Annotated in this window: 18 protein-coding genes; 11 read left to right on the forward strand and 7 right to left on the reverse strand. The window is 52.1% G+C overall.

Going from position 1 to position 24300, the window contains the following annotated elements:
* Window positions 1-6 precede the first annotated feature (6 nt).
* On the forward strand, window positions 7-906 hold the full coding sequence (locus M4D81_RS04920; RefSeq protein WP_260064756.1) for an ABC transporter permease subunit: 900 nt from the start codon (window positions 7-9) through the stop codon (window positions 904-906).
* Between the two features lie 126 nt (window positions 907-1032).
* Here the strand turns inward: M4D81_RS04920 and M4D81_RS04925 are convergent, their stop codons facing one another.
* Both M4D81_RS04925 and M4D81_RS04930 read right to left on the reverse strand, forming a co-directional pair.
* Entirely contained in the window at window positions 1033-2502 is a 1470-nt protein-coding gene (locus tag M4D81_RS04925; RefSeq protein WP_260064757.1) for an alpha-amylase, read from the reverse strand.
* A 306-nt stretch (window positions 2503-2808) separates the two neighbouring features.
* The gene (locus M4D81_RS04930; protein ID WP_260064758.1) at window positions 2809-3852 is read right to left on the reverse strand and encodes a YeiH family protein; all 1044 of its coding nucleotides are present in this window, start codon (window positions 3850-3852) and stop codon (window positions 2809-2811) included.
* Window positions 3853-4011: 159 nt separating this feature from the next.
* Between M4D81_RS04930 and M4D81_RS04935 the strand changes: the two genes are divergently transcribed.
* Window positions 4012-4908 carry a LysR family transcriptional regulator gene (locus tag M4D81_RS04935; protein WP_260064760.1) on the forward strand — a complete coding sequence of 299 codons (897 nt, stop codon included), beginning with the start codon at window positions 4012-4014 and terminating at the stop codon, window positions 4906-4908.
* 162 nt (window positions 4909-5070) lie between these two features.
* Entirely contained in the window at window positions 5071-5289 is a 219-nt protein-coding gene (locus M4D81_RS04940) for a DUF378 domain-containing protein (protein ID WP_260064762.1), read from the forward strand.
* A gap of 461 nt (window positions 5290-5750) precedes the next feature.
* Here the strand turns inward: M4D81_RS04940 and M4D81_RS04945 are convergent, their stop codons facing one another.
* Window positions 5751-6785: a glycoside hydrolase family 18 protein gene (locus M4D81_RS04945; RefSeq protein ID WP_260064763.1), complete on the reverse strand. Its 1035-nt coding sequence runs from the start codon at window positions 6783-6785 to the stop codon at window positions 5751-5753.
* 424 nt (window positions 6786-7209) lie between these two features.
* Between M4D81_RS04945 and M4D81_RS04950 the strand changes: the two genes are divergently transcribed.
* From M4D81_RS04950 to M4D81_RS04985, 8 genes are all read left to right on the forward strand, one after another.
* On the forward strand, window positions 7210-8181 hold the full coding sequence (locus tag M4D81_RS04950) for an ABC transporter permease (RefSeq protein WP_071218755.1): 972 nt from the start codon (window positions 7210-7212) through the stop codon (window positions 8179-8181).
* Window positions 8182-8196: 15 nt separating this feature from the next.
* Window positions 8197-9105 (forward strand): carbohydrate ABC transporter permease, encoded by a 909-nt coding sequence (locus M4D81_RS04955; RefSeq protein ID WP_071218756.1) that lies wholly within the window; start codon window positions 8197-8199, stop codon window positions 9103-9105.
* Window positions 9106-9148: 43 nt separating this feature from the next.
* The gene (locus M4D81_RS04960) at window positions 9149-10759 is read left to right on the forward strand and encodes an extracellular solute-binding protein (protein WP_260064766.1); all 1611 of its coding nucleotides are present in this window, start codon (window positions 9149-9151) and stop codon (window positions 10757-10759) included.
* 147 nt (window positions 10760-10906) lie between these two features.
* Complete coding sequence (locus tag M4D81_RS04965; protein ID WP_194540037.1) at window positions 10907-12292, forward strand: alpha-L-fucosidase; 1386 nt, start codon at window positions 10907-10909, stop codon at window positions 12290-12292.
* Between the two features lie 61 nt (window positions 12293-12353).
* Complete coding sequence (locus tag M4D81_RS04970; protein ID WP_071218759.1) at window positions 12354-13640, forward strand: alpha-L-fucosidase; 1287 nt, start codon at window positions 12354-12356, stop codon at window positions 13638-13640.
* Between the two features lie 63 nt (window positions 13641-13703).
* Window positions 13704-14726, forward strand: coding sequence for a carbohydrate-binding family 9-like protein (locus M4D81_RS04975; RefSeq protein WP_260064769.1), 1023 nt, complete (start codon window positions 13704-13706; stop codon window positions 14724-14726).
* Between the two features lie 8 nt (window positions 14727-14734).
* A complete protein-coding gene (locus tag M4D81_RS04980) occupies window positions 14735-17353 on the forward strand; it encodes a transglutaminase domain-containing protein (RefSeq protein WP_260064771.1) in 2619 nt (872 codons plus the stop codon).
* A 21-nt stretch (window positions 17354-17374) separates the two neighbouring features.
* On the forward strand, window positions 17375-18421 hold the full coding sequence (locus M4D81_RS04985; RefSeq protein ID WP_071218762.1) for a glycoside hydrolase family 18 protein: 1047 nt from the start codon (window positions 17375-17377) through the stop codon (window positions 18419-18421).
* A gap of 232 nt (window positions 18422-18653) precedes the next feature.
* Here M4D81_RS04985 and M4D81_RS04990 read toward each other — a convergent pair whose 3' ends face one another.
* The 4 genes from M4D81_RS04990 to tatA all read right to left on the reverse strand — a co-directional run bounded on the left by M4D81_RS04990 (window position 18654) and on the right by tatA (window position 24285).
* The gene (locus tag M4D81_RS04990) at window positions 18654-20954 is read right to left on the reverse strand and encodes a helix-turn-helix domain-containing protein (protein ID WP_260064772.1); all 2301 of its coding nucleotides are present in this window, start codon (window positions 20952-20954) and stop codon (window positions 18654-18656) included.
* A 440-nt stretch (window positions 20955-21394) separates the two neighbouring features.
* A complete protein-coding gene (locus M4D81_RS04995; RefSeq protein ID WP_260064774.1) occupies window positions 21395-22972 on the reverse strand; it encodes an amidase in 1578 nt (525 codons plus the stop codon).
* A gap of 361 nt (window positions 22973-23333) precedes the next feature.
* Window positions 23334-24107 carry a twin-arginine translocase subunit TatC gene (tatC, locus tag M4D81_RS05000; RefSeq protein WP_220687566.1) on the reverse strand — a complete coding sequence of 258 codons (774 nt, stop codon included), beginning with the start codon at window positions 24105-24107 and terminating at the stop codon, window positions 23334-23336.
* The gene (gene tatA, locus M4D81_RS05005) at window positions 24064-24285 is read right to left on the reverse strand and encodes a twin-arginine translocase TatA/TatE family subunit (protein WP_071218765.1); all 222 of its coding nucleotides are present in this window, start codon (window positions 24283-24285) and stop codon (window positions 24064-24066) included. The genes tatC and tatA overlap by 44 nt, the downstream gene beginning before the upstream one ends.
* Between the last annotated feature and the right edge of the window lie 15 nt (window positions 24286-24300).

Raw genomic sequence — 24300 nt, forward strand, 5'->3', positions numbered from 1 at the left:
GTCGATTTGAAGAATGTCCCTTTATGGATTGGCGGCACGCTGCTTGCCTTCTTTGTTTTTGTTATGCTGGCGGGGCCTTACATGCCCTTCATTGATAAGGATTTGAATAAGGAACCCTCCAGATGGGTGATGAAGGACGGGAAGCAGAAGCTGACGCTTCCGCCCTATAAGCCGTCCCCGAAGAACTGGCTCGGATCGGACAAGCGGGGTGTCGATAACCTGAGTAAACTGGTGGTAACCGCCAAAGATACGATTCTGCTCGTGCTCACGATCACGTCCGTCCGATATGCGATCGGGGTGCCCCTCGGATTGATCGCCCGTAAGAAAAAAGGCTTCATCCACCGGCTCATTACCTTCTGGAACCAGTTGTGCTCCTATTTGCCGCCAGTATTCGCTTCGGCTCTGCTGCTTGCGCTTCCATTCTTTCTCTTCTCCCAGCAGCGGATGGGCTGGGCCATTCTGATTCTGGCCGGCGTTGAGGCCGGCCGGGTTGCCATTACGATTCAGCAGCAGGCCCACAAGATGGCAAGCGAGCCTTACATGGAGGCCGGAACCGCGTTAGGACTTCGCACGAGGACATTGACGAAAAATTACTATATCCCGGTCATGTTCCCCGAGGTGATTGTCAACTTCTGTTTGGATATGGGAAAGGTCATGCTCCTGCTCGGCCAGCTTGCGATCGTGAACATTTTTCTTGGTCATGAGTGGAAGGAAGTTAACTATTATGTCATGGAATTCGTGGAGACCGGGTATAACTGGGCGACCATTCTGTCCAAGCATCGAGCGGATATATGGTTAGGAAAGTTCCAATTCGTTGTGTATCCCGCATTTGCCATGATGCTGTTAATCATCACCTTCAACCTGTTAGGCGAAGGTCTGCGCCGTCGTTTTCAGGTTAAAGGCTGATCGGTGCGTAGCCGTTAACGTGAATAACCGGAAGGATCAGGGTATGCGGCAAGTAATTTCCTATCCAATAGGAGTGCCTGACGAAACCGATCCTTCCGGTTTTTTTGATGTGTAAAATGCTGCTGCTTACGTTTCTACGGGAATATCCGGGTGAGCCCAGACGGACACACTGCCGCCGTTCACCGGAAAAAGAGCGAAGCCATCCTCGCCGATTGTAATGCGATCCTTCCGGGTGCGTGTCAGATCTACCCATACCTCTTCGGCTCGATGCTCGCCGACAAACATCCGCTTATCCCCGGCTTCGCCATTGGAGATAACTACCGCGCAGCCGGAAAACTCGATTTCCGGGATGCCGCGGCGGACCCAGCCGATCGTATTCGGGTGGTCAAAATAATCGTCCTGCTGGCCATACGCCCGATTCGCTCTGGCATACAGAAGCGGGTCAATCGCTTCCTTTTTGCCGGGAATGGGTTTCTCGCCGCCGATTCCGTAATAATCGCCATAGAAGACGGAAGGATAACCGTCCTTTCGCAGCAGGATCAACGCATAAGCGCTCTGCTTGAACCAATCTTCCACCCAGGATTCCAGCGATTCCTGCGGCTGCGAGTCATGATTGTCCACAAACGTGACGGCATTCATCGGGTGTGATTGGACAAGCGTATCGTCAAAGATCGTACGGAGATCGAAGGATCGGCCGGCTTTGGAAGCCGCCTGGAGTTTATAATGAAGAGACACGTCAAACAGATCGATCTTGTAATCCACCGTATCCAGAAAGTTTCGACAGTCTTGAAGCTCGGGATTCCAGAACTCCCCTACGATGTAAAAATCATCTCCGCGCTTTTTCTTCATGGCGGTGGCAAATTCTTTAATGAAGTCATGGTTGATATGTTTGATCGCATCCAGCCGGAATCCGCTGCATTGCAGCGTATCCACCAGCCACTTGCCCCATGCGAGCATTTCCTTGCGAACATCCGGATGGCTGTAATCAATGTTGGCAAACATCAGGTAGTCGTAATTGCCGAATTCATTGTCAACGTTATCGCTCCATGATTTGTTCTCGCCGACGATCCGGAAAATGCCGGAACGTTTGCTGATTTCGTCGTAATCGGTACCGTTAAAATGAGTGAAATTCCACTGAAACGAAGAGTATTGATCTCCCCTGCCAGAGAAGGTGAATTTGGTCCAACCCTCAATCTCGAATGGCTTCGATATATCCTTGGTCCGATCCATCTCGTCGACCTGTACCACCCGAAACCGCTCGGTTTCATCTGCGCCCGCCTTATGGTTCATGACCAGATCCACATAGACGGCAATTCCGTGCTTGTGGCAGGCCGCGATGGCATCGATCAATTCCTGCTTGGTTCCATATTTCGTGCGAACCGTTCCTTTCTGATCGAACTCTCCCAGATCATAGAGATCGTATACGCCGTAGCCATTGTCCTCTGCGGACGTAGCTTTTGTCACCGGAGGAATCCATACCGCATCGATTCCCGCCTTGCTCAGCTCCGGGGCTGCGTTCTTGAGTCGGTTCCAGTGCGAGCCATCGGCTGCAACATGCCATTCGAAGAATTGCATAATCGTATGATTTCGTTGCATACTTCCATCTCCTCTATCATGATAGCTCTGCATGTTTACTGCATATTAAGCTCAAATACCCAAGAAAGCAGGGGAGCTAAACCTTCCACCCGAAATGGGCGGGATGCCTACATTTAGTTTTACCCTAAAATGGAAAGAAAAAGACGGGGGTTGTCGTATTGCGGCCATCCTAATATGGCTTGAATCCAGCATTATAGGATAGGAATGGAGTATGGGGCTATTCACCACAAAAAAACCATCCCCTGCCGGGAATCTGCCGCAGGGGATGGTTTTCCGTTTTGTACACATTGGCTGCCTTCCGCTTACTTATGCCATGGCATAAGTAAGCAGAATCAGCAGCACGGTGGTGATGGACATGGCCAGCAGCGGCCGCCAGGCGCCGCGCACATCCTTCAAGTGGACATTCAGGCCAAGTCCCACCATCGCCATGGCAAGAATGAAGGAGGCTGCCTGAGAAATCCAATCTTTGATCGGCAGGGGAATGATCGGTTGTCCGGTAAATTCCCAGCTTCCCAGTACACTCGCTGCCATGAAGCCCAGCAGAAACCAGGGAAACTCCATCCGTGTATGACTCTGCATACGCCCGGTGCGCTTCATCCAGACCATTAGCGCGATACTGAGCGGTACGAGCAAGAATACGCGTCCCAGCTTCGCGAGCAGGCTAATCGCAAGGGCGTCCTCACCTGCTGGAGCAGCTGCCAATGCTACATGGGCGATTTCATGAAGACTGACACCCGACCACACGCCGTATTGGGTATCTGTTAAGGGAAGCAGCGGCTGGACGAGGGTATAACCGATAGCAACAATGGTTCCAAGAAAGGCAATCAGCCCCGCACCTAGCGCAGTGTCCTTCTCCTTCGCCTTGAGGATCGGGGACACGGCGGCAATGGCCGCCGCACCGCATACACCGGTTCCAATGCCAAGCAGAAGGGACAAGGACATATCGGCCTTCAGCCATTTGGCGATCAGCAGGGTGAGCGCGATGGCAAATATGACGCTGATAACATCCCTCATCATTAAACCCAGGCCTTGCTGGAACACGATGCCGATATTCAACTTAAGGCCATATAGAATAATTGCTAGTCGCAGCAGCCGCTTGGCCGTGAATTGGATTCCTATGCGCAGTCTCTCCGGATAACCTCGCAGCTGTCGATATACTGCGGCGATGAGAATCGCCCAGGCGAGCTGGCCAAGGTAGCCAAGGCCCGGCATGCTTGCTAATACGTAACCGATGAGAGCGATGACAAAGGTAAAGGCAATGCCGCCTGCAGCGGCGGGCAGCGTATGCTGTGTCCATCGAACCAGACGATGGGTGTGTTCTTGTGATTTGGAATAGGCTGGCTCTGTCATAAGATGTAACCTCCGATTCGTTCGGTTGGTCTGAACCCATCGTATCCCATTCCAATAGATAAGAAAAATAAATCATTATAATGATCATCATAAGTATTATGTTATGGTAATATAACTCATAAGCATTCGTGGACATTGCGAACGAAGGAGGCCAAAAGCGTGGATCAACCATTGGAGGTATTCGTTACGGTGGTAGAGAAGGGGAATTTTACCCGTGCGGCGGAGGAGCTGCTGATGACACAGCCCGCGGTAAGCCAATATATCCAAGCGCTCGAGCGGTCTGTGGGCACCAAGCTGCTGGAGCGAAGCAATAAATATGTCCGGCTAACCAAAGCCGGAGAGATCGTATACCATCATGCGAAGGACATTCTGGGCCTGTACACCCGCATGAACACGCTCGTGGACGATTTGATGCATCGGGCGAGCGGCAATCTGTCCATTGGCTCCAGCTATACCTTCGGGGAATATATGCTGCCGCATTTGATCGCTTATATGAGGGAACATTATCCCTTGATCCGCCCATCGATTATGATCGGGAACACCACGGAGGTGGCGGAGATGATACTGCGCCATGAGGCGGATATCGGCATCGTGGAGGGAGATTATCAGGATGATAAGCTGCATATCGAGGCCTTTGCCGAGGATGAGATGCTGGTGATGGTTCCCCGGGACGGGCGGTATGATCATCTGCAGGAGCTATCGCTCTCCGAGCTTGCGGATGAGACCTGGATTGTCAGGGAAGCCGGATCGGGCACCCGCGAGGCAACGGAGCGGATGTTCTCACGGTATCATATTCGCCCTCAGCATATCGTGGAGTTCGGTAGCACCCAGCTGATCAAGGAATCCGTGGAGGCAGGCCTTGGCGTCACGCTGCTGTCGCGATGGGCGGTGCGCAAGGAGGTGCAGCTCGGAACGCTGCATATGCTAGTACCGAATGGCAGACCGGTGGCACGGCAGTTCTCATGGATTACACAGAAAACACCTTATCATACCAAGGCCGTAGAGGTGTTTCTCGAGCTTTTGCATCATAAGCGCGGTTTCCCCAAGGGGGTCTAAAGGAAGAGTGTGATCCCGGTGCAGGAGCATCCCCGTTAAGGGGATGTTTTTTGTTCGGACATGATTACATACGCCATAATTGGTTAAAAATAGATACTAAAATCATAGATGAACAAACATGTATCGAATGATGCAAAAATCGGACGTAAGGAGGGTTAAACGATGAGAACATTTAATATAATAGCTTTGCTGTTATTGATTGTTGGAGGCATTAACTGGCTTCTGGTCGGTCTGTTTCAATACGACCTGGTAGCTGCATTGTTTGGTGGACAGAGCTCCATCGGCTCCCGCATCATCTATACGATTGTCGGTCTGTGTGCATTGTACTCGATCCGCTTCTTTGGTGATGTTACGAATGACGACCGAAATACAGCCAGATAAGTTAGATTTAATCACATAAAAATGACATAGTATTTGAGAAATATCCATACCCTCATAGATAAAAAAAGCCTTTCCGTCCTCAGGAATGGCTTTTTTTCTGTCCAAAATCCAAGATTGTCAGTGAATTGCAATCCTCGTGTCAGGTGCAAGATCAACATATACAGTATGAAATTTCCAGTGTTTATGAGGCTTTGCATGCTCTATAGTTAAAGATAAAAACGACATATTTACGGAGTTCGGAAGGAACTCCTAGAATAAAGCCAAGACATTGCAGCGCAGCAATGCGGAGTTAGTAATATGATAGAAAACATAACGTGTTATCTGTCGACATCCTCCGGTTTGCGTAAGCAATGATATGAAAAGGACTCCTTCACCATTAGGAAAGAGTCCGAACGAATAGCGACATAAAGACACCTGGAGGGGAGTGAAACTGTTACAACTTAGGCGGTCCCCACTCTGTTCTATGAGTGGAATGCCTTATACATGGCATCCAGCAGGCTGTGTGTCGCATCACAGCTGTATTCCCAGAACATAATACCAGCCAAGCCTTGATCCTGTATGTATTTGCATTTATGAGTCAGAGATTCAGCATCATCGTAAGTAATGAAGCTGCTGCCATCGAATAAATAAGGCGCTTTGGCTTCGTCGTCCCAGTACCTTTTATAGGAAGGATTATTGAAATATTCGGCTGCGAGCTGGGTATAGGTCGGACCGTAATCACCGGAGGATGGAGCGACCTGGAGGTATCCGTTGTTTACGTCCGGCACATCGTTCCACTTCCTAGAGTAGAATCCGGCGCCGATCACGATTTTTTCGCGCGGCACACCAGCCTGGGTAAACAGACGAACGGATGCATCAACGCTGATTCGGAACAGATCGCCAGTTGAGGTGTACAGGTTGGTGTGATGGCCCGTCAGCGTCTGGAATCCGCCGCGCATGTCGTACGTCATCAGCTGAATGAAGTCGAGATAGGGGTGGATATCACGGATATCAGTGCCATCTATATAATATTGATCGGCTCCGGCCGCGATCGTGAGCAGATAGTGTGTCTCGCCCCTCCCGAACTGATCCAGCGTTTCCCGAAGCTCCTTCAGGAGCAGCGTGAAGTTCTCCTTGTCACTTGGCGATGCGGCCGTCCCGGCAATCGAGTAGCATGGATACTCCCAGTCCAGGTCAATGCCGTCGAATGGAAATTCTTGCAGCAGCTTGATCGCCGATTCGCACAAGCTTTGTCTTCCTTCGGGCGTGGCTGCAGCTTTCGAGAATCCATCGGAGCCCCAGCCGCCAACGGACAGCAGAACGGTTAACCGGGGATTGACAGCTTTCAGGCGCTGGATCTCGTGAATGGTCTTTGTATCGGTATACGTAATCTTGTTTTCTTGGATATGGGCGAATGCGATATTCAAGTGAGTGAGCCGCTTGGCATCTTCGGTCGTGATCGTGGATAAGACCTTGCGCCCTGCGTAACCGGCTAAAATCCAGGAGGATGGCTGCATGCGTAATCCCTCATTTCTTTTAGAATATGTCAGTTTTGCTTTTGCGGTTTATTTTTCCAACTTACGGTCAGATATGACATCTGTCAAGGCTCATCCCGTTAGTCTGGATGACTATTTACCGGAGGGGAAGGGGTCAAAAACCACATGTTTTCCTGCTTGAAAACGACAATGACAGAAGTGGGTGGGACGTGAAATGCCCGTCATACCAGCACATTGAGCTGTTTTGAACAGACAATAGAAATGACATATTTACGGATCATGCGGCAGTCCATACACTTGGGATGTAAGCGTTAACAATTTCTGAAGCGGGCAAAGCCGCACGCTAAGGATGTGTGGTCAGGAAGGCTCTTTCTTTTACATTGAACAGGGGTGCTTTTCCGAAAAAAAATGGCCGGATTTTCATTAGAAAAGGAGGGGGCAACCTATGCAGCAAGATGGTCAATCCGCCCTGACGCAAAGCTTATCGGTTAACACGATGCCGAATCGTAAGAAAAATACATTATGGAGGAGGATGATTCGAAACTGGGAGCTGTATTTGTTTATCGCTCCGGCATTTCTGTATTTTGTCATTTTCCATTATGGCCCGATGTACGGGATCCAAATCGCCTTCAAAAATTTCATCCCGACGTTGGGAATAACGGGAAGCCCGTGGGTCGGATTCGACCATTTCGAACGCTTCTTTAACTCTTATTACTTCTGGGACTTGCTCTGGAATACCTTGAGCATCAGCTTGTATGAGCTGGCCATCGGGTTTCCGCTGCCCATCATTCTGGCATTGGCTTTCAATGAAGTGAAGGATTCATTCTTCAAGCGTACGGTACAGACCGTCACGTATGCGCCGCATTTCATTTCAGTCGTTGTTATGTCCGGTATGATCATTACCTTCCTGTCGCCTTCGTCCGGCATGATCGTAAATTTTGTGGAAATGCTGGGCTTTCAGCCGCCGCAATTCCTGACAGATCCCGCTTGGTTTAAGACTGTGTACGTGCTGTCTGGCGTCTGGCAGAGCGCAGGCTGGGGTACCATTATCTATCTGGCTGCATTGTCGGGTGTCGATCCGCAGCTGCATGAAGCTGCCGTCGTGGACGGTGCGAGCCGATTCAAACGCATTCTGCATATTAACATTCCGGCGATTGTACCTACGATCACCATCCTGTTGATCCTGAACATGGGCAGCATTTTGGGCGTCGGATTCGAGAAAATCCTGCTGCTGCAGAACCCGCTGAATATGAGCTCTTCCGATGTCATCTCGACTTTTGTTTATCGTTCCGGTCTGGTTGACGCACAGTACAGCTTCTCTACCGCCGTCGGATTGTTCAATTCGGTCATTAATGCGATTCTGCTGATTGCGGTGAACCAAATCGCTCGTCGCACCAGCGAAAACAGCCTGTGGTAGAAGGGGGAATAACATATGTCATCCACGGTAAGGGAAAGCAAAGGGGATAAATTATTCCTGCTATGCAACTACATCTATCTGACGATTGCACTGATCATCGTACTGTACCCGTTGCTGTACATTGTCAGCGCCTCCATCAGTGATCCGAAGTACGTAAGCTCAGGTGAAATGTGGCTGATTCCGAAAGGGATAACGTTTGATGGATATGCCCGGGTGTTTGAGAATGCCAACATTTGGATTGGCTACAAGAACACGATTATTTATACAGTGATAGGTACGATTGTGAATCTGATTGTCACGCTGCCTGCAGCCTATGCGCTAAGCCGCTCAGATTTTGTGGGCAGAGGATTTTTCATGGCGGTGTTCCTGGTTACGATGTTTTTCGGCGGGGGACTGATTCCGAGTTACCTGCTCGTGAAAGATCTTGGCATGGTCAACAGCATGTGGGCACTTATTCTGCCGGGAGCTGCGTCCATATGGAATATCATTGTGTCCCGGACGTTCTTCCAATCGACCATTCCGAAGGAGCTTCAGGAAGCGGCCCATATCGACGGCTGTACGAACTTCCGGTTATTCATCAAAATCGTATTGCCGCTCTCGATGCCGATTATTGCCGTCATGGCACTTTTCTACGGCGTCGGACATTGGAACAGTTACTTCAGTGCCATGATTTATCTGAATGATGCCGCGAAGTACCCGCTGCAGCTCTTCCTGCGTCAAATCCTGGTTCTTCAGGAGATGGCGGCACAGGGCGGCGGGGCGATTGACGCCTCATCCGCAGCAGCGATGAATTCCAAAGCGGAAATTGCCGCACTGGTCAAATATGCGGTCATTATCGTTGCGACACTTCCGGTTATTGCGGTTTATCCGTTCCTTCAACGTTATTTTGTGCAGGGTGTTATGATTGGTTCCGTTAAGGGCTGATCTTAAACCATACAATCCACACCAAAAAAGGGGAGTTGTTGTCATGAAAAAGCTTCGCAAGGCATCATCTATTTTACTCTGCCTCACCCTCTCAGCAACAATGCTTGCAGCCTGTGGTTCACCTAAAGGAGATGGCGCTGCTACAGCACCGTCCGGGACGGCCAGCACGGAAGGGGTAAAGAAGGAAGGTTTCCCGATTGTGGATGAGCCGATCACGCTGACGGTCATGTCGCAGGATGCCGGTGTAGCCGATTGGAATACGATGCCCGTACTACAAGAGATGGAGAAATTGTCAGGCATCAAGCTGGAGTATCAGCTTTCTCCGATTGACAGCTTTGAAACGAAGAAAAATCTGGTGTTTGCGAGCGGCGATTTGCCCGATATGTTCTATGCGGCGGATCTGAAGCCGGCTGAACAGGTGACTTATGGCAGCCAAGGCATCCTCATTCCGCTGGAGAAGTACATTGACGAAGGTTATGCACCGAACATCAAAAAGATATTGGATGAGAACCCGGATGTCCGCAAGTCTTTTACGACTCCGGACGGACATATCTATGCCCTGCCGTTCGTCGACAAGGCTGCCGTATGGTATAGAGGCCCAATGTGGTATAACGGCAAATTCCTAAAAGCGCTCAATGTGTCCGAACCAAAGACTACTGAGGAATTATATACATTCTTGAAACGCGTCAAGGAAGAAGACCCTAACGGAAACGGAAAGAAAGACGAGATTCCGCTGACTTCCGTCAAGCTGGATGACCTGCGCATGTACTTCTTCGGCTTCTGGGGCATGTACAACGAAGGAATCTATTCCGACAAGGATGGGAAAGTACACTACCCTTACCAGGAAGAAGGCTACAAAGGCTATCTGACGTTCATGAACCGTCTGTGGAAGGAAGAACTGCTGGATCATGAAACCTTCTCGCAAACAGGCGATCAGAAAAAAGCCAAGGGAGAAAACAATCAGCTGGCTCTGTTTAACGACTACCATGCGTACTTCACGCTCGGCGGCGAGCCTAGCAGCGAGCATCCGCTCATGACGCCGGTGAAGAGTGAAATCGCCGACTCTCCGGTATACGGCATGCATCCTGGTATGTCGGCAAGAGGCACATTCGCCATTTCGAGCAGCAACCCGGCTCCGGAAGCGACCATGCGCTGGATCGATTACCTGTACAGCTATGAAGGCGCTACGCTGTTTAACCAAGGACCGGAAGGCACCCTGTGGAAATTCAAGGATGAGGCTAACCGCGTAAAAGAATGGCTCCCAGTGCCAGGCGGTGGTGATCGTGAGGAGTATCGCGGCAAAATCACGCCGAACTACGGCATTTTGACACCTGGCGTCAATGATCCGGATGTTGCGAAAGGTCTTCGCACCGAATTCGATGAGTGGATCGATCAGCAGAATCAAGAGAAACTGGTGCCGATCGGTAAATCGCCGTTCCCTAACGTGTATTTGACGAATGAAGAGCAGAGCGAGGCAACTGCGCTGTTGTCCGATTTGGAAACGTACGTGAAACAGATGGAAGCCAAATTCGTAACAGGTCAAGAGCCGCTTGAGAATTGGGATAAATACGTTGCACAAGTCAAGAAAATGGGCAGCGACCGTCTCGTCGAGCTTTACCAAGGCGCATATGATCGCTGGAATGCCGAGCAATAATCAGATGCATATATGAAAAACAAAGAGCCAACGTATCCCGGTCGCTTCATGACCGGGGGTTGGCTATTGTTTTTAAGGGGCAGGCGAAGCCCGTTCCAATGATCTACAAAGATATCGTTATCAACAAATGACTATTGGAGGTACACCATGTCGGAGAACAAGCTGGTTGAGGAAGAGCAAGCGGTAGTGGAGCAGGGCGTGCACAATTTCAGCAGTGAGGACAAATGGGTCAAGCCGGAGGATCCGCTGCTTCTGGAACGCTTGGAATGGTTTAAGGACCAGAAGCTGGGCTTGATGATGCACTGGGGGCCGTATTCCCAGCTGGGCCTAGTTGAATCGTGGGCGCTGAGCGATAAAGACGCGGACTGGTCGCGTGACGGCATTGACTGGGACATCGATGCGGAGGAGCTTAAACGGCAGTATTTTGATCTGAACAAGACCTTCAACCCGCTTCGCTTTCAGCCTGATCTGTGGGCTGACCTTGCAGCCGATAACGGCTTCAAATATTTGAACTTTACCACCAAGCATCATGACGGATTCTGCATGTGGGATACGCATACGACCGATTACCGGGTTACGGGACCGGAATGTCCGTTCCATAGGCATAAACATGCCGATATCACGAAGGAGCTGTTCGATGCATTCCGCGCCAAGGGGCTCGGCATCTCCGCCTATTTCTCCAAGGCTGATTGGCATACTCCGTACTACTGGGCTCCGGGAATGGAAGCGGGGAGCTTCACTTCTCGCGGTCCTAGCTACGATCCGAAGAAATATCCTTGGCTGTGGGAACAGTTTGTCCAGTTTACCCATGAGCAGATCATGGAGCTGATGACCCGTTATGGCCGCATCGATGTGCTGTGGCTGGATGCAGGCTGGGTGAACGATTACCGGGACCAGAATATCCGATTGGGCGAAGTGGTAGAGAAGGCGCGTGAGATTCAGCCTTGGCTCCTCTCGGCGGACCGCACGGTCGGCGGGCCTTACGAGAATCTGATCACGCCGGAGCAGACTCTTCCTGAGCGTGCCCTTCATGTGCCTTGGGAGAGCTGCATCACGATGGGAACTTCCTTCTCCTTCCGGTACGAGGATCGTTACAAAACGGTGCGTCAGCTCATTCACCTGCTGGCCGAGATCGTGGCCAAAGGCGGAAATCTAGCGCTCAATGTGGGCCCGCAACCGGACGGAAGGCTGCCCGAGACGGCCATTTCACGAATGAAGGGCATGGGAGAGTGGCTGAAAGTCTATGGGGAGGCCATCTATGGCACACGCGTCTGCGAGCCGTATTCCTCCGGCGCGGTCCAGTTTACCCAAAAAGGCGATACGACCTACGCCATCTATCTGTATCGAAATGAGCAAGAAGCCGTTCCTGAGGAGCTGCACATTCCGATTCAGACGGCGTTCAGCCGCATAGATCTGGTCGGGGGTCAGGAGGCGCTGGATTACCGCCGCACGGACGATGGCGTCGCGGTCCGACTTCCGGATCAGGAGCGTCAGGGGCTGGCGCCGATCGCGCATGTATTGCGGTTTCGTTAAGAGGCGGGTTATATAAACGTATTTTTCACGTACAAGGACTTAAGAAGAGGTGTGGACAGATATGCAGAAATGGTTCGAAGAAGCCAAGCTGGGCATCTTCATTCACTATGGCATCTATGCCGTGGACGGAGTCTCGGAATCTTGGTCCTTCTATAACGGGAGAATCACGTACGACGAGTACATGAAGCAGCTGGACGGTTTTACGGCATCGAAATTCAATGCGGAGAAATGGGCGGATTTGATCGAGAAATCCGGCGCCCGGTATGCCGTGCTGACAACGAAGCACCATGATGGCGTTGCGCTGTGGGATACGCAGTACAGCGATCTCAACGTGGTCAAGCGGACGCCGGCTAATCGGGATATCGTGCGGGAGTATGCGGAAGCGATCAGGGAGAAGGGCATTCACCTGGGCATGTACTTCTCTCTAATCGATTGGTCGCATCCGGATTATCCAAGCGTGTTTGAAGGAGGCCGGGTACCGGAGGATCTCAGCAGCGTCAACCCGCACACCAGTCCCGTGGACGGTGTTCAGGATCAGGAGAAGTGGCAGAAATTCCTGGAGTTTAATAACAACCAGCTGCGGGAGATCCTGACGAATTACGGGAAGGTGGATCTGCTGTGGTTCGATGGCGACTGGGAACGGAGTGCCGAGCAGTGGAATCTGCCGGAATTCAAGCATTACCTGCAATCCTTTAATCCGGATATCATCATCAACTCGCGGCTTCAGGGCCACGGTGATTATAAAACGCCGGAGCAGGGCATCCCGATCACGAGACCGGAGGGACCGTGGGAATTCTGCACAACGATCAACAGTTCGTGGGGCTATGTGCCGACCGATCATAAATATAAATCATTGAACCAGATCATTCGGATGTTCTGCGACTGCATCTCGATGGGCGGCAATATGCTGCTGGATATCGGTCCGCGCGAGGACGGCACCATCGATCCAAGGCAGGAGGACATTCTGCTTGGGCTGGGCGCGTGGATCCGGACCCACGAGGAGGCCGTATTCGGAACGGGCGAAGGCATTATGACCCGCTATTATCTGGGGGGAAGCACGATTTCCGAGGACAGAAAGACATTGTACCTGTTTGTCTATGACGATCCGAAAGAGAATGTGTGCATCAAGGGGCTGTGCAACCCGATCAAGAAAATTACCGTGCTGCATTCGGGCAAGGAGCTTACCCACGAGATCCATGGGGGCGTGCCTTGGTTCAATATCCCGGGGACGACGTGGATTAAAATGACTCCTGAAGACGCGCATGAGCAGGTGACGGTTCTTAAGCTGGAGTTTGACGAAGAGTTGGAGATGTACGGCGGCTCGGGAGCCGTTGTCACGCATAACTAACCATCACGGGAAGGGACGCGCTTAATAGGTGCTAAGCCTCCCTCATGAAGCGGAGAGAATGACATGAACAGAAGTGGTGTGCCGGAGCCAAGGATAGAGTATGCTCCCAAGCATTATATATGCAAGCGTGCGGGGCAGCCGCTTGTGCTGGACGGCCGCGTGGATAAGGCGTTCTGGGATGCGGCGGAGTGGACCGATGATTTTGTTGATATCGAGGGGGATCTAAGGCCGAAGCCGGGGAAACGGACCCGGGTCAAAATGCTGTGGGACGACGAGTATTTTTATTTTGCCGCGGAGCTGATCGAGGATCAGATATGGGCGACGCTGACGGAACGCGATTCGGTTATTTTCTATGATAATGACTTTGAAATATTCATCGATCCGGACGGAGACAGCCATCAATATTATGAATTCGAGATCAATGCCTTGAACACGGTGTGGGACTTGCTGCTCGTGAAACCGTACCGGGATGGCGGACCTCCGGTCAACGGCTGGGACATCAGCGGTATTAAGACGGCGGTGTATATCGAGGGGGAGCTGAACCGTCCGGGCGCCGATAACCGGAAATGGAGTGTGGAGGTGGCAATTCCTTGGGCTAGTCTCAAGGAGTGTGCCGAAGGTGGGCGCCGTCCGGCGCCGGGTGAGTTCTGGCGCGTCAACTTCTCGCGCGTGGAATGGCAGACTGAGGTGCAAGACGGCGAGTATCGTAAGATGCTGAATCCGGAGACAGGCAAGCCTTATCCGGAGGACAATTGGGTATGGTCGCCGATGGGCATCATCAATATGCATTACCCGGAGCTGTGGGGTTACGTCGTATTCGCCGATGGCGAGGAACGCCAGCCGTTCACGCTCCCCGAAGACGAACGAATCAAGTGGGAGCTGCGGAGACTCTATTACCGGCAGCGAAATTACTATGAAGCCCATGGTGAATTTACGAAGGATGCAAAGCAGCTCATGGGCGAGGATTCATGGAGCATCCAGCCTGTGATCGAAACGACCCGCAGCCTGTTCCAGATTAGCGCCCCTTCGTCGGACGGCACGGCTCTAATCTGCATTCGGGAAGACGGAAAGCTATGGAAGGAGTGAGCTTAAGGATGACCAGCCAAACCGCGGTGTTTTCACTAGATTCGCAGACACAAGAGCGGATCGAGCAAAAGTTCCAGGAGAAGGTAGTCTTTGCTAAAGCCCGCAAAGATCAGCTGTTTCATGTTTTTGCGCAGGAGCTGACTGAAGAAGAAACTTGGGCCCTGAAATATTTGTTTGCCTACATGCCGGTGAACGATATGGCCGACTATGATGGGGAATTGTTCTTGAGTCATGTGCGTCAAGCATTGGACATCCGTAAGCGCGTGCCTTGGGGCGAGCGTGTGCCGGATCATTTGTTCCTGCATTTTGTGCTTCCTTACCGGGTCAATACGGAGAATATTGAAAATTTCCGTGGTATTCTCTACAACGAACTGGCAGAACGGACGGCGAAGTTATCGATGGCGGATGCCATTTTGGAAACCAATTATTGGTGTCATGAGAAGGCGACCTACATCGGCAGCGATCTGCGGACGATTTCGCCGCTGACGATGATCCGGAACGCACGCGGACGCTGCGGCGAGGAGTCCACACTGGCGGTGGCCGCTCTTCGAAGCATCGGAATCCCCGCGCGTCAGGTCTATACGCCGCGCTGGGCACATTGCGACAGCAACCATGCCTGGGTGGAAGCATGGGCGGACGGCCAGTGGTATTACATCGGGGCATGCGAACCGGAAGCCCGCCTGAATCAAGGCTGGTTCAGTCCGCCGGCCCGCAGGGCGATGCTGATCAATACGCGGATTTTTGCCGATTATCCCGGACCGGAGGATATAACCCTCAATGAAAAGGGATTTACAGAGATTAATTTACTGGAGAACTATGCGCCGGCCCGCACCCTTTACGTCAGCGTGAAGGATAAGCAGGGAGAGCCCGTATCCGGCGCAAGCGTTCGATTTGAGCTGTATAATATGGCTGAATTTTACCCGATTGCCGAAATCAAGACCGATGAGGAAGGGAAGGCTTCCTTTAAAACCGGTTATGGCGACCTCTTGGTTCGCGCGGTCAGCGGCGGGAAATGGAGTGAAGTCCTGTTCAAGACCCAGGACGGCGAACATATCGAATTTGTGCTTGATTCATCCGAACAGCCGTCAGGGATCGTGGATTTCGATATGGTTCCTCCGCCGGAGGGAGAAGGAGATGCCGCGTCGTCGCTGCCGGAAGAGAAGATTCAGGCTCATAACCGCCGTCTGGAGGAAGGGACGAAGGTCCGGACCGAATATGAGGGTACATTCCTGAGCGAAGAAGAGGCATTCACACTGGCCCAGTCACTAGGACTGCCTCCGGAGCGGGTATGGGATGTTCTTCAAAAAGCCAGGGGCAACAGCAGGGAAATCGCCGCGTTCCTGGAGGAGCGTACCGGCGATTATGGCGAGTGGCAGCTGCGGCTGCTGGAGTCGCTGAACGAAAAGGATTTGATTGATACCTTCCGGCAGACGCTGGATGATCATCTGATGGGTGCGCTCGCTCAGCGTGGAGAGTGGGATGAGGATACCTTCGTGAAGTACATTCTGTGCCCGCGGGTTTCTTATGAAATGCTGGTTCCGTATCGACGCGTATTCGGCGATGCCTTTACGGCTGCGGAGGCAGCGGCATTCAGGAAGGATCCTTCTGCGCTTGCCGGGCGTTTGGAGAAGGGGTATGCATATGCAGACGATCTTCCTAACCTGAAGGGTAAGGGAAATCCGGCAGGCACTTACAGTCTCATGAAGGGAGACGAGCAGTCGCTGGACATCCTGTTTGTGGCGGTATGCCGCAGTCTGGGGATTCCTGCCCGACTGCACCCGAGCGAGCAGAAGCCGCAGTACTTATGTGCTGAAGGCTGGAAAGATGCAATCTTCCGTCTGAACTCGCCGCGGAATCGGGAGAGCTCAAGCTGGGGGATGCTGCAGCTCCTCAGGGACCTGAAAGGCTCGCAGGACACGCCGGCTGCATCCTATGCCGAGAACTTTACCTTCGCCCGCCTGGAAGACGGCGTGTACAAAACACTGGTGTATCCTTATGGCAGCACCGATGTTTACGATGAGCCATATGAGGTTGAACCGGGTTCGTACCGCCTAACGTCAGGCATCCGGCTGAAGGACGGAACGGTAAGAGCGCGCTTCACGTACTTTACCGTGCGTGCCGGAGACACCGCGCGCGTGGCGCTGACCTATCGTGAGACGGCGGTCGATATTCCGGTGCTGGGCACACTGTCTCCGGGCAGTACGCTTACCCGATTGGACGAAACGGGAGCCAATCTTAAGGATCTTCTGGGATCCGAGGGTGCTCTTGCTGCCTGGATCGAACCGGAGCGGGAGCCGACCAAGCATCTGCTCCGCGAGCTCAGCGAGCTGGCCGAGCCGCTGGATAAGCTGGGCTTGCCGATTGTGCTGATGATCGGGAATGCGGAGTGGACGGCTTCCTTTGATCCGGCAAGCTATCCGAAGCTGCCGGCACGCACCGTTTTTGTACGGGACTCCAGTTATGCTTCTTTGTCGGGCTTCATCCCGAATCCAGCAACCCATGAAGCCGGTTATCCTCATCTGTTCGTCCTAGACAGTCAGGATCAAATCCGTTATTCGGCTTCCGGATATAAGATCGGCACCGGGAAGGAAGCCCTGCAGATTGCGACCGCGATATTACAACCCTAGAAGGGATCGGAGTGAAGAGTAATGACGAAGTATATTGTGGCGGGTTACGCCGTCGATTCGGTTCTTCCCGACATGACGCATGAGGATCTGCTGAAGTTAACGCATCTGAACGTAGCCTTTGGTCATGTCAAGAATGATGAGATCACCACCGAGCATTTGAAGAATGGCGAAGCTGTCCGGAACATCAAACGGGATCATCCGAATCTTACGGTGCTTCTGTCGGTTGGCGGCTGGAGCGCCGGTGGGTTCTCTGAAGCCGCCTCAACCGAAGGCGGAAGGGAGCACATGGCCGCATCCGCCGTACGGGTGCTGGAGGAATACCCTTTTGACGGGATCGATCTGGACTGGGAGTATCCTTGTTACGGTGAGGCCGGCATAGGGTCGAGTCCTGATGATAAACGGAATTTCACGCTGCTGCTGAAGACGATCCGGGAGGCGCTGGATGCCAAGGGCTCACGGGATGGCCGTCATTATCTGCTCACGATAGCGGCAGGGGCTGATCAGTACTATGTAGACGGAACAGAGATGGCTGAGGTGCAGCAGTACCTCGATTTCGTCCAGCTGATGACCTATGATATGCGCGGCGGGTTCCAGGTTCTGACCGGACATCATACGAATCTGTACACGCCAACCGGTGATCTGTTCCGCATCAGCACGGATGCTTCCGTGAACCTGTTCGTTCGCGCCGGTGTTCCGAAGGAGAAGATCGTCATCGGTGCCGCATTCTATTCCCGTGTATGGAACGAGGTACCTGACCGGAACCACGGCCTTCACCAAATGGCCGGCAGCACGGGCGGTTATGGTCCGGCCTTTGCCGAGCTGGCTGCGGATTATATCAACAAGAACGGCTACATTCGTTATTGGGATGAGGAAGCCTGTGCACCGTACCTCTTTAATGGCTCCAGCCTGATTTCATATGACGATGAGGAATCGATTCAGTGCAAATGCGATTATGTGAAGGAACAAGGCTTGGCTGGGATCATGTTCTGGGAATACGGGTGTGATTCGACCCATCGCCTGCTTGGTGCTATGCATCAAGGACTTCAAGACAATTTGGCTGGGAAATAAGCTGGCGCGGTGCGCGATGGATCGGATCGCTCGATAGTGGACTTACAAACTTAAAACATACGAAAATCTCCCCTGAACGATACCGCTCAGGGGAGATTTCTATTTATATGGCGAAACCGCTACCGAATGCACTCTTCTTGGCTATCGTCCTAAATCATTTCCGATGCACTCTCGAGACCATCGTCCGAAACCGTTATCCAATGTACTCCATCAGGCCAATCGTCCAAATCGGTTACCCGATGTACTCCTCGTCTTCGTCATCCGTGGAAACGGCGGCGCTGTCGGGGCTGTGCATTTTGCGGTATTGACCGGGCGTGTATCCCGTCTCTTTCTTGAATTTGCGGATGAAGTTCGGTGTGTCCAGGTAACCGACCCGGGTGATGATATCCTTTAATGGATCGGTGGTGTGCAGCAGCAGCCGGATCACCTCGTCCATCCGTTTCTGCCAGATGTACTGGGTAAAGTTCATGCCGATTTTCTCTTTGAAGGAGCGGCTGAAATACGATGAAGAGATGGAGAATTTAGACGAGATCGTACCCAGACTGAGGTCATAATCCGTGAAATTGGCGTCGATATAAGCGACGATTTCGTCCATCAGGGTACTCTCTTCCGTCTCGCTCTTCGCCTCGACATGGGCACAGATTTCCGCGGCCAAACCTGCCAGCTTCTTCTCCAAATCCTCCAGCGAGTCGTAGGAGGTGACACGCGGCAGCTGATTGACCACATGATGGATACCAAGCTCCGAGGCCGTCTTCAGCATCGTATTCAGAATATCGAAGCAGATGCAGCGCAGCAGCGGGACGGACGGCATTTCCGTCTTCAGGTTATTTAATGCGGTGGATACCATCTGAACCGCCACGTCGTAACTGCCTTGCTTCAAGCTCTGAACCAGCTTCAGCAGAACATCCTTAGGGACCCAGAAGGATGAATCCTGTGCGCCGGAACCGGAAAGTGCGTTAAAAAAGGTGCTGCTGCCCTGTCCGTGCAGCATGGATGCCTCCAAGGCGGTTGATGCTTCAATGAAGGATTGATTGAGCTGCTCCGGATAACTGTAGCGGTTGCCTACCCCGATCGCAGGAGAGACGCCTGTGTGCTTTGCCGCCATCGATTGCAGGGCAAGGGCGATCGGCTCCATACGGGCGTTAAGGCTCGCTTCATGCCCGGTTTCCGCATCGAATCCGACAATGAGGGCCAGCTGATCGGGCTGTGGGAGCTCAACTCCAAAGGCATAGGCGGAGAAGGCCGGCAGGTCCACATCGTTCATGAGCTGCATGACGGGCCGCCGCTCCGGATTGTCGCCAATGGGAAGGCCGTGCGACTCCCACCCCATCGTTACGACAAAATAATGGGATCGGCTGAAGCGGATACCAAGCTTCTCCGTGTACTCGGAGGGGAATTCTCCCGTATGACCGTGCTTAAGCAGCATGAGCAGAATATGATTGCGGGCGTAGGGCTCTTGAAGATCCACACGCTGGCTGTAATCATGCAGCGTTTTCTTGATCCATTCCAGCTCGTTGCTGGATGTGGACGGTTCCGGTTCATTTTTCAACCGGATGAACTCCATTAAATCTGAAATCGGATGGTATTGTCTGCGAGCCAGCATTATCGCCAGAATGGTGCCCATCACAACCACGAAGGAGAATACCAAAACGACAAAAGTACGAATATGAACGATGCGGCTGAAAAACTGGTTGCTTGGCATCGCGGTGACATAGGTCCAGCCTGCATCGGATTTGACGGATACAACCGAATGCGGCTCTTGGTTCAGGGATAGGCTGTGCGTTCCGGGCTCAAGCGCGAACAGTGCGCTGACTTCCTGCTCGGTAATGGTTTCGCCTTGGTAGTTGGCGGCCAGCACTTGCCCGTAATTATCGAATATATAAGTCATCCCATGGTAGTCGCTGAGGATGGAGTCGATCAATCCGGTCAGATTGGACTCATGAATCAGGTACATGACGGTTCCGTGGGCAGGCGTGTTGTTAGGTGCGATCGGCACAAGGTATGCCAGCATGGAATTTTGGATTTTGGTTCCCTGAACCACTTGCTCCGCCGGACGCATGGTTGGAATCGGGACGGAGTTTAAATCACGCACCATCTCCGTTTCGTTCCAGCTGTTGAATTTGTAGCGGTCGGTGAAGACGTTCAGATTCTCAAAGCCCTGTGACGAATAAATGCTGTTATCTCCGCGGAAGAACAGGAACAGCTCATCAATAATGGAGCTGGTGGCTTTGTATTTGACCAAGGCCCCGATAGATTCGCGGCTGTAATAAGGATGGTGAGTCCAATAACGGGTCAACTGCTCATCGTAGGCGATTCGAAAGGCAATGTCCTGCAGTTCTTTCATGCGCTCATCAATGACCGTTTTAGCCTGGGTCAATTGATTGACGTTGGTCTGCTCGATCTCGGAACGGAGTGTATTCACGGCATTGTGATAAATAATGATAGTTAATATAACAAGAGGTATCAGAAAAATGGAGATGTAGGACAGTGTGTATTTAAGCAGAAGCTTGGACTTGAAGTGATTCCATTTCATATCTGCAACCTCCCGGTATTTTAAGATTATGGAATGATAAGTTTACAGCGTTGCTGAACCATTCGATAATCGATAAGAAAATCTCCTCTGGGCATAAGTCTATCATCTGTGAAGGTACGCCGATAGACGTTTGACTATTTCCATCTTCTGATAGCGCTATCATAAATAAAGGCAAGGCTGTAGCTTTCATGAATAGCCGCCGGATGTTCCTAATGAAAATACTAGGAGAACTTGACTAATAAATCAATGGATCATTTCTAAAATTAATTGGGAACATGCCGATAATTCAAAATAGGAATGTAAATAACGTAGGGTAAAGGATCCTTATAGGCCGTTGCCGTGCTTCTATGGACGGGCTTGTCTTATCATTGCATACGTTGCTTGAAAAAACCGGAGCCGCTGCGGCTCCGGTTGAATTGGGTTAGCTGATCAGGCAGGTATTAAGGCTTGGCGACAAGCGTTGGGGCGACGCGATGCTTCGTCGACTGCTCGTAATCGTAGGCCATGCCGAGCAAGTCAGCTTCGCTCCACATTTTGCCGACAAAAGCGATGGAGAACGGAGAACCGCTTTTATAATATCCAGCCGGCACCGTGACGAGAGGAACGCCCGCGATGTTGATCTCGGGAACGGTAGTGTCAGCGATTTTGTCCTCGCTGTGAAGCAGCGGCGTTTCCTTATACATCTGAGGGAATACAAGTGCGTCCAGTTTGTGTTGATCCATCACGTCGTTAAAAATATGGAGATATTTCGTTCGGATTTCCGTGAATTTTGAGAGATCAGGGACGGAGCCAGGATTCTTCAGGGCTTCCGGATACCTAGCGAGCGCCGATGGAGTCTCGCCCGTCTTCTTGATCAGTTCATCCACCGACTGAATAGCTGCATTCGGACCCAGGCGCTTCAGATACTGCTCCATATCGTACACAATCGATTCAATACCGATGGAGCCTGACGACTTGGCGAAATCGGCAAATTCCGTATTGGCGAACGGATCGGTAACCACGATGGCTCCCTGGCTCTCCAGTTCCTTCACGGCTCGGTCATATAGCTTTTGGGTTTCCGCCGTCAGTTCTTCGCCAAGCCACCCCGGACCATAAAGACCGATGCGTTTGTTCTTGAGGGTCAACGGATTCAGCTTGGAGGTGTAGCCTTTTTTGGGAATGTTGCCGATCGATGCAACGGTCTTGGCATCCTCGGCCGTGTAGCCTGCGATGACGTCCAACATGACGGCGGCGTCGTGAACCGTACGGGCATGCGGGCCGACAACGTCTCTGGTGCTCCCGGCGAGAGGGACAACCCCGGCATTCGGAACCAATCCGAAGGTTGACTTGATGCCGACCAGAGCCTGCGCTGCCGCCGGATTCTGGATCGATCCGCCGGTTTCTTCGGCAATGCCGAGCACGGCAAAATTGCCTGATATGGACATCGCCGTGCCGGAGCTGCTGGCGCCCGGGACTAGCTTCCGGTCGATGGCGTTATAGGTGTCGCCGGCCCAGCTGGAGCTGGCGCGCGTACCGTCGGAGCTGAATGCCGGGATATTGGTCTTGCCCAGTATAATGGCGCCGGCCGCCTTCAAGCGGGCAACGACGGGGGCGTCCTTCTCCGGGATCAGCTCGATTCCGCCGAGCTCTTTGCTGAGCGGGGCCCAGCCGAAGGTGGACGGGAAGCCGGCGACGTCGACGGCTTCCTTGATGACAATCGGCACACCTGCAAGGGGGCCGAGTTTCTCGCCGGCCGCCCGACGCCGGTCAATCTCGCGGGCTTCCTGAAGTGCGCCCGCATTCATCATGGTGAACGCATTGTAATTGGATTCATAGATGCCGATCCGGTCGAGGTATGCCTTCACAACCTCTTCGGTCTTGAGTGTTCCCTCCGCGTAACCCTTCTCAAGCTCCTTTAATGTAATTTCCTCATAGGCAAACCGTTCAGCTGCCGCAGCGGTTATGCTGTTCATGGCCAATCCAAGCAGGAGCGCCATGGACAACACGCGTTTGAACATCTTGGTTTGTTTTTTCATCATTCATCATCTCCCCCATTCGTTGTTTTTTCGCATCTCCCATGCGATCTTAGAGACTATCAAGGAACTGAACGTATAAATGTTAGTATTAATAACATTGATATTACAGTAACTGAGTGGTTTAGAGCATTTCACCTCCTGGTTCATAATGTTTTAGTGACAAGATAGTGTTGGATTCTTTGTTATTTAGTAAAGTTAAGGTTTTTTTTGGAAGGTGTCAATCATTTTATGAAATTTTAATGAAAAACAATGTAAGATAATATAACATAAAAAAAGAACCCGCAGCCAGAACAACCTGCTTGCTTAGGTTGTGAGTCACGGGTTCTTCAAGGTTCCGTCCTACTTCGGGGGAAACGGACGTGTATTAGGTTGCGCTGCCCTCTGCTTGAGAGAGCTGCAGCTGCTTGCGATAGATGAATCTGGAGATCGAAACGCTGATTTCGTACAGCAGGAACAGCGGGACGATCACGATCAAATCGGACATGATATCCGGCGGCGTGATCGTGACGGCCACGATGCAGAGCAGGAAGTAGGCTGATTTGCGCATCTTCGCCAGCCGATGCGGATTCACGATGCCGAGCTTCGTCAGAAAAACGACGATGGCGGGCATTTCGAACAGGAATCCGAATGGAACGGTCATATGAATCATGAACGTGAAGTATTTTTGCGCGGTGTACATCGTTTGGAATGCCCCTTCGGCCATACGCTGCATGAACTCCAGCACCATCGGGAACAGCACGAAGTATCCAAAGCAGATGCCGGCAACGAATAATACGCTGATCACGGGAATGAGCAGCACGGCCGAGCGGTGAGTCCCATCCGGCAGCGCCGGCTGCACGAACCGCCATATTTGATAAGCGGCAATGGGAAGTGTGACGGTGACGGCCACAACGCCCGCAATGATCATATACACCCACATGACTTCGGAGGGACCGAGCAGAACGAGCTGCTTGTCCATACCTCGTACCAGCCAGTGATAGATCTTCTCGACGTAGATGAAGGCAGCCACCATTGCGACGAGAAACGCAATCAGCGTGCGGATCAGGCGCTTCCGCATTTCTTCCAGATGCTCGATCGCGCTCTGATCGTTCGGATTAGCTGTTCTGCTTATTGACCGCTGCAGCAGGTTGCGGAGCATCGTCTTTTTTTCCATTCTCGTCGTCTCCGTTCATCAAGCCACGGGTTGCGCCCTTGAATTCGCTTAAGGTCCGCCCGAATGCGCGACCGAGCTCAGGAAGCTTGGATGGACCGAATATGATGAGTGCGATAATCAAGATAAGAATTAAACCGCCAATTCCGATATTGCCAAACGGCATGATCCTCGCTCCTTT

It is taken from the genome of Paenibacillus sp. p3-SID867 (assembly GCF_025142895.1).
Lineage (GTDB): Bacteria > Bacillota > Bacilli > Paenibacillales > Paenibacillaceae > Paenibacillus_AQ.

Bases quoted from the DNA above. Each gene is read 5' to 3' on its own strand.
- M4D81_RS04925 (WP_260064757.1), bottom strand. From the start codon at position 2,502: ATGCAACGAAATCATACGATTATGCAATTCTTCGAATGGCATGTTGCA.
- M4D81_RS04930 (WP_260064758.1), bottom strand. From the start codon at position 3,852: ATGACAGAGCCAGCCTATTCCAAATCACAAGAACACACCCATCGTCTG.
- M4D81_RS04940 (WP_260064762.1), top strand. From the start codon at position 5,071: ATGAGAACATTTAATATAATAGCTTTGCTGTTATTGATTGTTGGAGGC.
- M4D81_RS04945 (WP_260064763.1), bottom strand. From the start codon at position 6,785: ATGCAGCCATCCTCCTGGATTTTAGCCGGTTACGCAGGGCGCAAGGTC.
- M4D81_RS04950 (WP_071218755.1), top strand. From the start codon at position 7,210: ATGCAGCAAGATGGTCAATCCGCCCTGACGCAAAGCTTATCGGTTAAC.
- M4D81_RS04955 (WP_071218756.1), top strand. From the start codon at position 8,197: ATGTCATCCACGGTAAGGGAAAGCAAAGGGGATAAATTATTCCTGCTA.
- M4D81_RS04960 (WP_260064766.1), top strand. From the start codon at position 9,149: ATGAAAAAGCTTCGCAAGGCATCATCTATTTTACTCTGCCTCACCCTC.
- M4D81_RS04965 (WP_194540037.1), top strand. From the start codon at position 10,907: ATGTCGGAGAACAAGCTGGTTGAGGAAGAGCAAGCGGTAGTGGAGCAG.
- M4D81_RS04970 (WP_071218759.1), top strand. From the start codon at position 12,354: ATGCAGAAATGGTTCGAAGAAGCCAAGCTGGGCATCTTCATTCACTAT.
- M4D81_RS04975 (WP_260064769.1), top strand. From the start codon at position 13,704: ATGAACAGAAGTGGTGTGCCGGAGCCAAGGATAGAGTATGCTCCCAAG.
- M4D81_RS04980 (WP_260064771.1), top strand. From the start codon at position 14,735: ATGACCAGCCAAACCGCGGTGTTTTCACTAGATTCGCAGACACAAGAG.
- M4D81_RS04985 (WP_071218762.1), top strand. From the start codon at position 17,375: ATGACGAAGTATATTGTGGCGGGTTACGCCGTCGATTCGGTTCTTCCC.
- M4D81_RS04990 (WP_260064772.1), bottom strand. From the start codon at position 20,954: ATGAAATGGAATCACTTCAAGTCCAAGCTTCTGCTTAAATACACACTG.
- M4D81_RS04995 (WP_260064774.1), bottom strand. From the start codon at position 22,972: ATGATGAAAAAACAAACCAAGATGTTCAAACGCGTGTTGTCCATGGCG.
- tatC (WP_220687566.1), bottom strand. From the start codon at position 24,107: ATGCTCCGCAACCTGCTGCAGCGGTCAATAAGCAGAACAGCTAATCCG.
- tatA (WP_071218765.1), bottom strand. From the start codon at position 24,285: ATGCCGTTTGGCAATATCGGAATTGGCGGTTTAATTCTTATCTTGATT.